Source organism: Pantoea sp. SGAir0430, from assembly GCF_043549295.1.
Genome location: NZ_CP039427.1, coordinates 3417031 through 3430383, shown reverse-complemented (window position 1 = coordinate 3430383; position 13353 = coordinate 3417031). Strand labels below are relative to the sequence as shown.

Annotated in this window: 10 protein-coding genes; 4 read left to right on the top strand and 6 right to left on the bottom strand. The window is 57.9% G+C overall.

Going from position 1 to position 13353, the window contains the following annotated elements:
• Positions 1-97: 97 nt before the first annotated feature.
• Entirely contained in the window at positions 98-628 is a 531-nt protein-coding gene (gene ppa, locus E7738_RS16225) for an inorganic diphosphatase (protein ID WP_021509737.1), read from the top strand.
• An 80-nt stretch (positions 629-708) separates the two neighbouring features.
• On the opposite strand, the gene E7738_RS16220 is transcribed toward ppa, so the two are convergent.
• Genes E7738_RS16220 through E7738_RS16210 form a run of 3 tightly spaced genes read right to left on the bottom strand, consistent with a single transcriptional unit; the run spans position 709 to position 6571 of the window.
• The gene (locus E7738_RS16220; protein WP_031280151.1) at positions 709-1062 is read right to left on the bottom strand and encodes a gamma-glutamylcyclotransferase family protein; all 354 of its coding nucleotides are present in this window, start codon (positions 1060-1062) and stop codon (positions 709-711) included.
• A gap of 2 nt (positions 1063-1064) precedes the next feature.
• Entirely contained in the window at positions 1065-4835 is a 3771-nt protein-coding gene (locus tag E7738_RS16215) for an autotransporter assembly complex protein TamB (RefSeq protein WP_394515804.1), read from the bottom strand.
• A complete protein-coding gene (locus E7738_RS16210; protein WP_031280152.1) occupies positions 4832-6571 on the bottom strand; it encodes an autotransporter assembly complex protein TamA in 1740 nt (579 codons plus the stop codon). Before E7738_RS16210 ends, E7738_RS16215 begins: the two co-directional genes overlap by 4 nt.
• Before the next feature lie 454 nt (positions 6572-7025).
• Here E7738_RS16210 and E7738_RS16205 point away from each other — a divergent pair, with 454 nt between their 5' ends.
• On the top strand, positions 7026-8369 hold the full coding sequence (locus tag E7738_RS16205; protein WP_021509741.1) for a hemolysin family protein: 1344 nt from the start codon (positions 7026-7028) through the stop codon (positions 8367-8369).
• A 56-nt stretch (positions 8370-8425) separates the two neighbouring features.
• Here the strand turns inward: E7738_RS16205 and E7738_RS16200 are convergent, their stop codons facing one another.
• Complete coding sequence (locus E7738_RS16200; RefSeq protein WP_031280153.1) at positions 8426-8632, bottom strand: DUF1107 domain-containing protein; 207 nt, start codon at positions 8630-8632, stop codon at positions 8426-8428.
• A 313-nt stretch (positions 8633-8945) separates the two neighbouring features.
• Between E7738_RS16200 and E7738_RS16195 the strand changes: the two genes are divergently transcribed.
• Complete coding sequence (locus E7738_RS16195; protein ID WP_058759862.1) at positions 8946-9503, top strand: YtfJ family protein; 558 nt, start codon at positions 8946-8948, stop codon at positions 9501-9503.
• A 31-nt stretch (positions 9504-9534) separates the two neighbouring features.
• Here the strand turns inward: E7738_RS16195 and cysQ are convergent, their stop codons facing one another.
• Entirely contained in the window at positions 9535-10281 is a 747-nt protein-coding gene (gene cysQ, locus E7738_RS16190; RefSeq protein WP_021509744.1) for a 3'(2'),5'-bisphosphate nucleotidase CysQ, read from the bottom strand.
• A gap of 281 nt (positions 10282-10562) precedes the next feature.
• Here cysQ and E7738_RS16185 point away from each other — a divergent pair, with 281 nt between their 5' ends.
• The gene (locus tag E7738_RS16185) at positions 10563-12521 is read left to right on the top strand and encodes a bifunctional 2',3'-cyclic-nucleotide 2'-phosphodiesterase/3'-nucleotidase (protein WP_238561435.1); all 1959 of its coding nucleotides are present in this window, start codon (positions 10563-10565) and stop codon (positions 12519-12521) included.
• A 35-nt stretch (positions 12522-12556) separates the two neighbouring features.
• Here the strand turns inward: E7738_RS16185 and fklB are convergent, their stop codons facing one another.
• A complete protein-coding gene (gene fklB, locus E7738_RS16180; RefSeq protein ID WP_394515803.1) occupies positions 12557-13177 on the bottom strand; it encodes an FKBP-type peptidyl-prolyl cis-trans isomerase in 621 nt (206 codons plus the stop codon).
• Positions 13178-13353: the final 176 nt, after the last annotated feature.

Here is a 13353-nt window from a genome sequence, read left to right as displayed (position 1 = left end):
GCTGGACCATTCCGAAACGCCAAAAAGGGGGCATACTTTCAGAGTCAGTTGGCTATAATAGCCGTCACTCAACTTACGACTAATGAAGGAAAGCCAGATGAGTTTGAACCAGGTGCCTGCAGGTAAAGATCTGCCAGAAGATATCTATGTCGTCATCGAGATCCCGGCCAACGCCGATCCGATCAAATATGAAGTGGACAAAGAGTCTGGCGCCCTGTTTGTAGACCGTTTCATGTCTACCGCCATGTTCTATCCGTGCAACTACGGTTACATCAACCACACGCTGTCTCTGGATGGTGACCCGGTTGACGTACTGGTGCCAACCCCGTATCCGCTGCAGCCAGGTTCAGTGATCCGCTGCCGTCCAGTGGGCGTGCTGAAGATGACCGACGAATCAGGTGAAGATGCCAAACTGGTAGCGGTTCCGCACACCAAGCTGAGCAAAGAGTACGATCACATTAAAGATGTGAACGACCTGCCAGAACTGCTGAAAGCGCAGATCACCCACTTCTTCGAGCACTACAAAGATCTGGAAAAAGGCAAATGGGTGAAGGTTGACGGCTGGGACAACGCGGAAGCGGCTAAAGCTGAAATCATCTCCTCTTTCGAGCGCGCACAGAAGAAGTAAGTTTTCTGTCAGCGCTGTCGCATCGCTATGTATGGCGATCGGCAGATAAAAAAACACCGCCCACTGGGCGGTGTTTTTATTTACGCTTCTGCGGCGTCATCGCGCCGTAACCAGTCGCCACTCGCGATGCGGGTGCGACCGGCAATCGAACGCTGATACACGTACAGCCAGGCGCTGCCGTAGGGCGTCTGGATCAGCTGGCGCTTATACTCGCCGTTCTTGCTGCGCAAGGCATCCAGCTCGCCGAGGGTGCTGGCGTCGATGCGATACACTTCGCAGTACACCGTGCCGTCCCCCTCAACCACGCCCGGATAGTGACCGAGATTGTAGAGCGCAAACCCTTCAATCTGATGGTCGCCGAGCCATTGCGCATTGGTCATCCAATGACTATTTCCCTGTTTGCGCCGTAAACTGCCGTAGACAATTATTCGCATTGCTAAAACTCAAACTGATAGAGCAAATCCAGTGCCTGATCGAGACCCGACACGGCTTCCAAATAGAGTTTGGGCATCAGGCGATAACGCAAAGTGAGCGTCGCCAGTGAATCAAATATGCCAACACCGTATTTTACCTGCAGACCCGGCAGCACATAACCACTCACCTGCACCTGCTGGCTGTCGCCGACACCGGTGGTATCAAGCGCAAGGTTACTGACGCCGAAGGTCTCGCCGATTTTACCCATAACCTGACCACTTTGTGCAACCCCCAGTCCAACCAGCGCCGAGGTTAAGGCGTTGCTGTCGCCATCGCTGCTGAGTCCCTGACCGCGTAACAGGTAAGACAGCGCCTCCTGCTGCGACATTGCCGGGTCGGAGAAGACCTCCACCTTCGGCTCGTCGGCCAGTCCGGTGACGCGCAGACCGGCTGTCACATCATCCTCGGTGGCTTCCGGGTTACGAATCGCCTCCAGGTTGACGTACGGCTGATCCGGCGGACCGGCGAACTGCAGCTCGCCTTTACGCACAATCAGATCCTGACCATACGCGTGGAAACGGCCGGAAGGAATATTGATTTGTCCGTTTAAGCCCAGGCCGGTTTTATCCTGCACCAGTTTGAGATCGCCGTTGAGGCGCGCTTTCAGGCCAAAGGCCGAGAGACGCACATCGTTGCCGACGTGGATCACCAGATTGCTGTTGATCGGGATTGCGGCAGTTTTCGGCTGAATCGGCTTGAGGTTCTCATCCAGCATCACCTCATCCGACGACACGCCGGTAGCGCTCTCCGGCACTTCCTGCACCGTGATGCGCGCCCACGGAATATCAACCTTGCCGTCAAGATTGAACGCCGCCGGTGTGGCTTCAAACGCCAGGTCCGGCGAAACGTCCATCCGCACCATCGGCGGAACGGTAACGCGAATACGGCTGCCCTGCGCAGTAACGCGCGCGCGCCAGTTATCCAGCTGGCTCCAGTCCGCGTTGCCACCCAGATTGAGGTTACCCTGCTGCGTCTGGATCAGGCCGTTGAGCGTGGAACTCATGCCGTTAAACACCAGGTTGAGATTGGCCGAGGTGAGATCGACTGGCATAAAGCTGCCGTCCACATCAACATCGCTCAGTCCCAGCTGACCAAAGATCTGCGGCTGCTGCAACGTGCCGCCGAGACGCAGATTGCTGTTGAGGTTGCCTTTGATCTTCTCGCCCTGCATCAGCGCCGGGTTGAGCATCGCCAGCGAAATGTTGCTGATGCCGATGTTGCCTGACAGCTGGCGGCGATTCTCCGGATCGGCGATCTGCACGTTGCCGCTCAGCTGACCGTTATTCACGATGTGAATCAGCCAGTCGAGCTGCGCGCGTCCATTACGCAGCGCCGCATTCAGGTTGAGCGTGTCGAAGGCGATCGGCAGGTTATTCCCCTGCACATCCTGCACCACTTTTACGCCGTTTCCTTTAAGCGATACCGTGCCGGTCGGCAGCGCGCCGTCGGCGGTCCAGTTCACGCGTGCATCACCGCTGAATACGCCGTTCAGCTGGGTGGCATCGGTGAGGAACGGCTTGATCATCGCCAGATCGAAGCGGTTCAGCACCACGTGCGCATGGCCGCTGGCACCGGCCTCGATCGGCTCCGGCACGCACAGCTGCGCGTTGGGGTTTTGCCAGCAGTGCGGCCCGATGGTGGCGCTCTGTTTGCTGTTCAGGTAGTCAATCGTCATCGCGCGCGTCAGGCGCCATTCGCCCACCGGCGTGTCAAAACGCGTATTGTTGAGATTACCCTGCCAGCGCTGCGTCTGGCGGTCAAAGCTGCCGTTGAGCGCCAGCTGGCCGGAGACCGGCTCGCCCTGCACGTTGAGTTTCAGCTGATGCTGCTTCTCGTTACCGTCGGCGTTGAGCGTCAGCAGGCCGATCTTAAGCGCGTCCTGCTGTAGCTGCTCCACGCGCAGCTGCAGTTTACCGGCGACCTGATCGCTGGATTTCACATCGCTCTGCAGCGTGACACGGCGGATCTGCAACTGCTGCCAGCGCAGGCCGCTGGCGGTAAGATCGGCCAGAAGCTGGGGCGCCTGCAGCGTACCGCGCGCTTTGATGGTGCCTTTGGCTACGCCGCCGAGGCCCGGCAGCGCGTTATCCAGATGCGGTGCATCGACACTGGCATCCAGATTTAGCGCGTCGCCCAGTTCGCCCTTCACGTCGAGATGGTTGCGCCCCAGCGCGATGTCAATGCCGGGGATTTTCCACTGATTGTAACTGTTGCCGGTCAGCGAGCCTTCGGCGCTCACCGCGTTCTGTTTCACATTGCCCTTCAGCGCCAGCTGCGGCACGCTAAGCTGCCAGCTACCGCCGTACAGGCTGCCGCGCGTGGTGATTTTACCGTCGAGCTTTGCCGGCCAGTCAGGATACTGTTTAGCGGTATTGATGCCCGCCAGCGTCAGTTCGCTGCGCCAGCTGATGGCTTTGCTCCAGTCCACCAGCGCGCTGAGGTCAATGTTGCCCTGCAGCGCCGCCACGCGCAGTTTATCCAGGCTGAACTGCTGCACGTTGCCTTTACCGTCCAGTGTAATGGTGGCCGGCGGCACCGCTTCGCCCTTCACTGCGGTGCGCAGCGACATCACGTAGTCGGTGGCTTTGCCGCTGAACTGGTAGTCGAGATTATCCGCCTGATACTGCACCGGACCGGTCAGCGGCCAGCGCAGCTGCGGGCTGGTGAGTTTGAGCGACAGCGGCAGACCGGAGACCGCCGGCTGCGCGGCGGCGTCCAGCTGGGCACGCACCGGCCCCGAGAGATTCAGGCCCAGCTTCAGCTCGTCGCGCATTGCCCCGGCGAGGTTCAGTTTGATCTTCTCGCCTTTAATCGGATCGAGATTCAGCGAGCCGTTGAGCACAAAATTGACCGGCCAGTTATCCGCCAGCCGGGCATCGCCGCTGGCGTTGAGCTGTCCCTGCGGCGAGTCGACGTCAAAGGTCTCCAGCTGCACATGCCGGTCGGTAGTTTTGGCCTTCAGCAGCAGACGCGTAATCGCCACATCCGTATCGCCGGTGATGCGCAACTGCTCACCCAACAGCTGCTGCACATTGATATCGAGCGGCAGCTGGAAATCCGGCAGTGCTGGCAGCAGCGGCTCGGCAAACATCGCCTGCAGCGTTTCGCCCAGCGGTTTTTCATCCGGCTGCGGCTGCTGTACTTTAGGCTGCACCACCTGTTCGTCCGCCACTTTCGCCGCCTTCGGCAGCGCGATCAGCAGGCTCTGGATATGGGTGGGATTGAGCGTCAGCGCGCGATCCTGCCACTGCAGGCCACTGGTGAAGTCGAGCAGCGAAATGGCGGTGTCATCGACTTTGACGTTGATGTTATGCAGGCTGACCCGGCTCAGGGTAATCGGGTATGGCGTGCTGAGATTGCTGCTGCCGCTCTCCTCTTCCGGCGGCGGCGCACTGGCGGGCGTCATTTTTTTGCTGTCGACCACCACGCTGACGTCCTGCAGCGCGATATCGTTCACGCACACCGAGGAGTGCAGCAGGCAGTTGAGGTTGAGCGCCAGATGGAAGCGCCCGGCATCCACGCTGACGCCCGGCATCTGATACTTCACGCCGCTCAGCGTCAGATCGCGCCAGCCGCCTTCCACCTTGTTAATCGACAGGCCCGGCACCCAGCGATCGGCACCTTTAAACAACAGATGCAATCCGGGCGTGGTGCCCACCAGAAACGCCACGCTGGCCAACAGCACCAGCAGGAAAATACCGATACCGATCAGGACCTTTTTCCACAGCTTCATAGTTCAGGCCCCAGTCCTACATAAAATTGCAATCCATGCTCCTTGTCGTCACCAATCGGGCGCGCGATATCAAACTTGATCGGCCCTACCGGAGAAGACCAGCGCACGCCGAAGCCTGCACCGGTTTTAACATTACTCTGCTTGATGTCGTTGACCGCTTCACCGGAGTCGACGAATACCGCGCCCCACCATTTGCCGGAGACGTTGTACTGATACTCGAGCGAGCCGGTGGCCAGTTTTGAGGCACCGGTGAGTTTGCCTTCGTCATCGCGCGGCGAGATATCTTTGTATTTATAGCCGCGAATGCTGCGGTCACCGCCGGCGAAGAAGCGCAAATCGGGCGGCACTTTTTCAAAGTCGTTGGTTTCAATCCAGCCAAGGTTACCGCGCGCCACAAAGCGATGCTTCTCGCCCAGCGTGCGGATCCACACGTTCTGCGCCTGCAGGATCAGGAAGTCGACGTCCGAGCCCCAGGTGGTGTCCGACACGTCTACCGAGTAGCGCTGTGAATCGCCCCAGGTCGGCATCAGGCCGCCGCGCGAACGGGTGCGGTTCAGGCTGACGCCCGGATAGAGCAGCATGGTGGTGTTGGTGACGCTGCCCTGAGTAAAGTGGTCGAGACTCCAGCGCAGGTTAACCGCGCGCTGCCAGCCGGAGCTGCTGTCCCAGTTACGCGACATCGCCAGCGTGGTGGTGTCCGATTTGGTGTCGTTGAGATCGGTGCGTTTCAGGCCGCCGGAGAAGGTGTAGTACTGCTCCAGCGGACTTTTCAGCAGCGGCACTTTATAGCTGAGATCGAGCTGCTGCTCCGGCGCGGAGATATAGGCGCTGGAGGTCAGGCTGTGGCCGCTGTCGTTGATCCACGGCTTTTTCCACGTGCCTTTCAGCCGCGGTCCGACGTCCGTCGAGTAACCGACACCGGCTTCGATGGTGTTCTCCACGCGCGGCGACACGGCGGCGCTGAGCGGCAGCACTTTGGTCTGGCGTCCTTTATCGAACTCGGGTGCCACGACGACAGAATTAAACCAGCCGGTGGCGGAGAGGCGACGATTGAGTTCGGCCAAATCGCGTGAGCTGTAGGGATCGCCCTTTTTGAACGGCACCAGATTGCGCAGATAGGCTTCGTTGATTTGCGAGCCTTCAAAGCTGACATCGCCGAAGCGATAGCGCGGGCCGCTGTCGTAGTCGATATCCCAGAACGCTAAGCGCCGTTCTACCGAGACACCAAGCTGGCTCTGCTTAAAGTCACCGTCGAAGTAACCATTACGCAGCGCCAGGCTGGAGAAGCCGTTTTTGAATTTATCGTAGTCGCCGTGATTGAGCTGGCTGCCGACTTTCGGCCGGCCCTGCTTCACCCACGCCTGATAATCAGGATCGTCTTTTGCGGCGCCTTCCACCACAATGGTGCTGCCGCCAATCTTCACCGGCTCACCGGCGGTGACGCGGGCAATCAGCACCGGACGGCCCCCCTGCGGCGGTGCCGGGCGTGATTCAAAGTCGATCTGCGGCTCGTAATAGCCCAGCGCGCGTAGGCCTTCTTTGATCGCGGCAGCCACGCGCGCCTGGAAACGGCCGTCGTTCGACACCTCGTCACTGCCGATAGTGGACAAGCGCGCCCTGACGTTTTTCTGTAACTCCCCGGTCAGGCCTTCCAGCTGCAGTCGCACTTTGGCTGCCTCAACAGCAGGTGCGGCAAGCAGCAGGCTGGCCAAGCAATAAGCATGAAATCGCGGCACGCGTACTCCTGTTAATAATGCCTGCCCCTATTCCGCAGGGGCGTTAACTCTGGTGGAAAGGGTATCACCACACCTTGCATACCCATCAGCATAGCCGCTCTTTTTTGCGAGCGGCTGCGTAAAAACGGCCGCTAAGCCAAATCGACTGCTATTGTCGGTAAATGTGCGGACCGATACAACAACGAAGCCGCGCTTCTGCGCACCGCCAGCCGCCACTCGGATTAATCCGAGCCGGCCAATCACGCCGCTGGCGGCAGCAATAGCGCTGCTGCTATAATCAGCGACCAGCAGGCCTCGCCTGCACGCATTTCTGCCCCGACGTTAACGTGACTTTGTCGAACTGGCGCAGACATTTTTGGCACGGATAGCCCTGTTTGACGGGTAAGTACCGGATGTACGCCTCTTCGCGCTGCCCAGGCCAAAAATGACAAGTGATTAACCCAACGGATCTTTTATGCTTGATAGCCTGCTTGTCATTCTTTTACTGATCGTAATCAGTTCATTTTTTTCTCTGTCGGAGATCTCGCTGGCGGCTGCCCGCAAGATCAAACTGAAACTGCTGGCCGATGAAGGCAACATCAACGCGCAGCGCGTGCTGAAGATGCAGGAACAGCCTGGCATGTTCTTCACCGTGGTACAGATTGGCCTCAACGCCGTGGCGATTCTCGGCGGTATCGTCGGCGATGCGGCGTTTTCGCCCGCCTTCAGCAGCCTGTTCAACCGCTTTATGGAGCCGGAACTGGCGGATCAGCTCAGCTTTATCTGCTCCTTCACCATCGTCACCAGCCTGTTTATTCTGTTTGCCGACCTGACGCCAAAACGCGTCGGCATGATCGCGCCGGAAGCCATCGCGCTGCGCATCATCAATCCGATGCGCTTCTGCCTGCTGGTTTTTCGCCCGCTGGTATGGCTGTTCAATGGCCTGGCCAACGTGTTCTTTCGCATCTTTAAGCTGCCGATGGTGCGTAAAGATGACATCACCTCGGATGACATTTACGCGGTGGTAGAAGCGGGCGCGCTGGCCGGCGTGCTGCGCAAGCAGGAGCACGAGCTGATCGAGAACGTGTTTGAGCTGGAATCACGCACCGTGCCTTCGTCCATGACCTCGCGTGAAAATATCGTGTGGTTCGATCTGCACGAAGACGAAACCAGCCTGAAAACCAAAATCGCGCAACACCCGCATTCGAAGTTTCTGGTGTGCGACGGCGATATCGACCATATCGTTGGTTACGTTGATTCCAAAGAGCTGCTGCTGCGCGTGCTGGGCAACCAAAGCATGACGCTCAACAGCGGCGTGCAGATTCGTTCGGCGCTGATTGTGCCGGATACGCTGACGCTGTCAGAGGCGCTGGAGAGTTTTAAAACCGCCGGCGAAGACTTCGCGGTGATCATGAACGAATATGCGCTGGTGGTCGGGATTATCACGCTTAATGACGTGATGACCACGCTGATGGGCGATCTGGTCGGTCAGGGGCTGGAAGAGCAGATTGTGGCGCGTGACGAGAATTCCTGGCTGGTGGAAGGCGGTACGCCGATTGATGACGTGATGCGCGTGCTGGATATCGACGAGTTCCCGCAGTCCGGCAACTACGAGACCATCGGCGGCTTTATGATGTATATGCTGCGTAAGATCCCCAAACGCACCGATTTCGTCAAATTCTCCGGCTACAAATTTGAGGTGGTGGATATCGACAGCTACCGCATCGACCAGCTGCTGGTGACGCGCATTGATGACCGCCCGCCGGTGCTGAATGTGTCGAAGAGTACGCTGGATGAGTCTGAAGGGCCTGCCGCATAGCAGTGATCGTGCGGTTACAGAAAGATTCAGGGCGCCAGCGGCGCCCTTTCTTTTGCTTAGTTGTACTCGGCTTGCAGCCGCAGCACCTGGCGGTTGATTTCTGACATCACGCTAAGGTGCTGTTTATCCTTGACGCGCGGCAACATGACTTTGCCTTTGTCGAACTCAAACGCGCCAACATCCTTGATGTACAACCTTCCTTTAAATAGCGTCTTTACATATTTCGCAATTTGCAGCGGATTATAGCGCTGGAAGATCTTCATGCTGTTTAACTCCTGAACAGATGTAATACGCTTCGCCGTTGCCAAATTCGGTACGAGCCCTTGAAGCGCAAATGAGGCATAACTATAGAACATGATTCCTTGCCGATGTTCCGAAAAAATGGATTTTTTACTGAATTGACACATCATTACAGAGAACTCTGTCATGACGATCACAAAATCCAGTATAAACCTTCATTGGTTAAGGAATTGTGGCATGGGTTACAAAGCTGCTATCTCATCGCGACAGGCGCATCATCCACGCCTAATATTGCAAAAACATGAATAACTGGTCTGATCACTAAGGAGCATTACCATGCGTTTGGCACATTCCGTGATAGCCCTGGCGCTGCTGCTGCCCAGCCTTGCCTCAGCCCACGCGTTTAAGGTTGGCGAGCGCGTACCGGCAGTCGGCGTTAACGACAAAGGAGAACTGCTGTATCAGCAGGAGAAGTTTCGCTACCAGCCCTGGAACAGCGCCCAGCTGAGTGGCAAAGTGCGGGTCATCCTGCATATTGCCGGACGCTCGTCAGCCAAAGAACAGAACGCCGCGCTGATTGAAGCCATCAAAGCCGCCCAGCTGCCGCACGACCGCTATCAGACCACCACGGTGGTTAATACCGATGATGCCATTCCCGGCACCGGGATGTTTGTGCGCAGCAGCATTGAGAGCAATAAACAGCAGTATCCGTGGTCGCAGTTCATTGTCGACAGCAACGGCAACGCGCGCAAGGCGTGGCAGCTGGAGAAAGGCGGTTCGGCAATTGTGATTCTGGATAAGACCGGCCATGTGCGTTACGCCAAAGACGGTCCGCTGACGCAGGATGAAGTGCAGCAGGCGATGAAACTGATCCATCAGCTGCTGCAGGCGTGATCGCGCCACAGCGGGTGGCGCGCATAGCGTATCAGAACAGCGAGACGCGGAAGCCCGGATTCAGGAACGACTCGCGCGGGGCGTAGTCGAGGGTTTTGCCCTGCCAGTCATGCACGTGTGCGCCAGCGGCAATCGCCACCGCATGGCCGGCACCGGTATCCCAGATATTGGTCGGCCCGAAGCGCGGATAGAGCTGCGCCTTGCCCTCTGCCACCAGGCAGAACTTGAGCGAGGAGCCAATAGCGGTGGTCTGGTGCTCGCCCAGCTGGGTCAGATACTCTTTCAGCTCTTCGTCTTTATCGGCGTGCGAACGGCTCACCACCACCAGCAGCGGTCGCGCTTCACGTACGTGGATCTGCGTGGTGTGGCCGCCCTCTTCTTTCCACGCTTTGCCTTCGGCCGCAGAATACATCACCCCCAGCGCCGGCGCGTACACCACGCCCAGCACCGGTTTGCCGTGCTCAATCAGCGCAATATTGACCGTGAACTCGCCGTTACGCTTAATGAATTCTTTGGTGCCGTCGAGCGGATCGACCAGCCAGTATTGCTGCCAGTGCTGACGCACATCCCAGCCGGGTGGATCCTCTTCCGACAGCACCGGCACGTCAGGCGTCAGCGCCGCTAAGCCCTGCACGATAACCTGATGTGCCGCCAGATCGGCCGCCGTGACCGGTGAATCATCCGATTTACGCGTCACGTCCAGCGGTTGTGCGCCATCGTAGACCTGCATAATGGCATCGCCCGCGCTTCGCGCCAGCTGGCAAATTTTATCTAACATTGTTCACCTCATTTCGGCTGATGCTGCCGCTGAAACCCCGGCAGCCCGTCTCCAGATATTTTAGCAGTTGCGCTGTGACAGCCGCAGCTAAGCGTATTCGCTTTGATTATCAATATCATAGTTCGCTCGTGGCGGCTATGGCGCAATGCTGAATGGCCGGCACTCCGACAGCTTGCGCAGAAAAGAGGCAAAATCCCGAGCCCCATCACAAATTGAAATGATAATTCGTCATGGTTTTACATTATTTTGAGAGGCCCATTAAAGCGAACAAGGAGCAAGCCATGTTCAAAGCGAGCATGTCGTTACTGGCACTGTGCGTTGCAGCCGCCACGGTGCAGGCTGCCACGGTGGATTTACGCATTCTGGAAACCACCGATCTGCACAGCAACATGATGGATTTCGATTACTACAAAGACACGCCGACCGAAAAGTTTGGTCTGGTGCGCACCGCCACGCTCATCCAGCAGGCGCGCGGCGAAGTAGCAAACAGCGTGCTGGTGGATAACGGCGACATTATTCAGGGCAGCCCACTGGGTGATTACATGGCGGCCAAAGGCCTGCAGCCGGGAGAAATCCATCCGGTGTATAAAGCCCTTAATACGCTGGATTACGCGGTGGGCAATCTGGGCAACCACGAATTTAACTACGGCCTGCCCTATCTGCAGCAGGCGATTGCCGGGGCACGTTTTCCCTACATCAACGCCAACGTTATCGATGAAACCAGTGGCAAACCGCTGTTTACCCCCTATTTAATTAAAGAAACCACGGTAAAAGACCGCGACGGCAAGCCGCACACGCTGAAAATCGGCTATATCGGCTTCGTACCACCGCAGATTATGGTGTGGGATCGCAACAATCTGCAGGGCAAAGTGCGCGTTGATGACATCACCGAGACAGCGAAGCGCTATGTGCCGGAAATGCGCGCAAAAGGTGCTGAAATAATCATCGCTATTCCGCACTCCGGTCTGAGCAGTGAGCCGTACCATGCCATGGCGGAAAACTCGGTGTATTACCTCAGTCAGGTGCCAGGTATCAATGCCATCATGTTCGGCCATGCGCACGCGGTGTTTCCCGGCAAAGAGTTTGCGGCGATTAAAGGCGCGGATATCGCTCAGGGCACGCTTAACGGCGTACCGGCGGTGATGCCCGGCATGTGGGGCGATCATCTCGGCGTGGTTGACCTGGTGCTGAAAAATGACGGCGGCAACTGGCAGGTGACCCAGGGTAAAGCCGAGGCACGGCCAGTTTACGATGCGGTAGCGAAAAAATCGCTGGCGGCGGAAGATGCCGATCTGGTGAAAGTGCTGGCCGACGATCATCGCGCTACGCGTGAGTTTGTGGCAAAACCGATCGGCAAGTCGGCGGATGTGATGTACAGCTACCTGTCGCTGGTGCAGGACGATCCCACCGTGCAGATCGTCAATAATGCACAGCGTGCTTACGTCGAACGCTTCATTCAGGGCGATCCCGATCTGGGCCGCTTACCGGTGCTCTCGGCAGCGGCCCCGTTCAAGGCCGGCGGCCGTAAGAACGATCCGGCCAGCTACGTTGAAGTGGAAAAAGGCGATCTTACCTTCCGTAATGCCGCCGATCTCTATCTCTACCCGAATACGCTGGTGGTGATGAAAGTCAGCGGTGCGCAGGTGAAAGAGTGGCTGGAGTGCTCGGCAGCGCAGTTTAATCAGATCGACGTGCATCGTCGTCAGCCGCAGTCGCTGATCAACTGGGATTTCCGCACCTACAATTTTGATGTGATCGACGGCGTGCAGTATCAGATCGATGTGACGCAACCGGCGCGCTACGACGCCGAATGCCAGCTGATTAACCCGGCGGCATCACGCATCCAGGATCTGCGCTGGCAGGGCAAACCGATCGATCCCAAAGCGACCTTCCTCGTTGCCACCAATAATTACCGTGCCTGGGGCGGCAAATTTGCCGGTACCGGCGAGCAGTATGTCGCGTTTGCTTCGCCGGATGAGAACCGCTCGGTGGTGGCCGCCTACATCAGCAGCGAAACCCGCGCCCACGGCGCGGTGCAGCCACAGGCCGATCACAACTGGCGGCTGGCACCGATCGCCAGCGCAACGCCGCTGGATATTCGCTTTGAGACCGCGCCGGGCGCAAAAGCCACGCAGTTTATTGAGAAGTATGCTGATTATCCGATGAAAGCCGTCGGCAGTGATGAAACGGGCTTTGCAATCTGGCAGGTAGATCTACAGAAGCAGGCAGAGAAGAAGTAGTGACCGCGGGCGCCAGATATGGCGCCCGCTGTTTATTACAGGATTTCCAGCAGCTCGACTTCGAAAATCAGGGTGCTGAATGGTGGGATAGAGGCACCCGCGCCGCGCTCGCCGTAAGCGAGATTGTGCGGAATGGCCAACTCCCACTTCGAGCCTACCGGCATCAGGGTCAGCGCTTCAATCCAGCCGGCAATCACGCCGCTGACCGGGAATTCAGCCGGTTCGCCACGGGCAACGGAGCTATCAAACACGGTGCCGTCAATCAGCTTACCGGTGTAGTGCACGCGTACGCGATCCTGACGTGATGGGATCGGACCATCGCCCTGGGTGATGACGCTGAACTGCAGGCCGGATTCGGTGCTGCTCACGCCTTCACGCTGTGCATTCTGCTCGAGGAACTGCAGACCTTCGGCCGCCATGGCTTCGACGCGCTCACGACGTACGCCTTCGGCACGCTCGTGGACTTCACGCAGCGCACGGTGTACCACGTCAACCGGAACTGCCGGTGAGTTCCCTTCCAGCGCGTCGCGCAGGCCCGCAAGCAGCGCTTCTGGCTGCAGACCCTGCAGTCCAGACTCTTGCAGCTGCTGACCAACCTGTAAACCGATACCGTAACTTGCTTGTGATTCGACGCTGTCAAATGAAGGGGTCGTCATCTTGTTTCCTTAATCCCGGAGAAAATAGAACCGGCAGCATAACAGCGCAGGCGGCTGGCGTAAAATCTCGCGCGCCGCGGATGACATTTCCCGGGGAAAGAGAAACAATATGCAGGTCAAATTTTTCAATGCTGGCAGGCACTTCGCGCCCGCTTTGCCCATACTATAGAACAAGA

Excerpts from the sequence above, each read along its gene's own strand:
- E7738_RS16200 (WP_031280153.1), bottom strand. The coding sequence starts at position 8,632 with ATGAAGATCTTCCAGCGCTATAATCCGCTGCAAATTGCGAAATATGTA.
- E7738_RS16220 (WP_031280151.1), bottom strand. The coding sequence starts at position 1,062 with ATGCGAATAATTGTCTACGGCAGTTTACGGCGCAAACAGGGAAATAGT.
- E7738_RS16205 (WP_021509741.1), top strand. The coding sequence starts at position 7,026 with ATGCTTGATAGCCTGCTTGTCATTCTTTTACTGATCGTAATCAGTTCA.
- cysQ (WP_021509744.1), bottom strand. The coding sequence starts at position 10,281 with ATGTTAGATAAAATTTGCCAGCTGGCGCGAAGCGCGGGCGATGCCATT.
- E7738_RS16215 (WP_394515804.1), bottom strand. The coding sequence starts at position 4,835 with ATGAAGCTGTGGAAAAAGGTCCTGATCGGTATCGGTATTTTCCTGCTG.
- fklB (WP_394515803.1), bottom strand. The coding sequence starts at position 13,177 with ATGACGACCCCTTCATTTGACAGCGTCGAATCACAAGCAAGTTACGGT.
- ppa (WP_021509737.1), top strand. The coding sequence starts at position 98 with ATGAGTTTGAACCAGGTGCCTGCAGGTAAAGATCTGCCAGAAGATATC.
- E7738_RS16195 (WP_058759862.1), top strand. The coding sequence starts at position 8,946 with ATGCGTTTGGCACATTCCGTGATAGCCCTGGCGCTGCTGCTGCCCAGC.
- E7738_RS16185 (WP_238561435.1), top strand. The coding sequence starts at position 10,563 with ATGTTCAAAGCGAGCATGTCGTTACTGGCACTGTGCGTTGCAGCCGCC.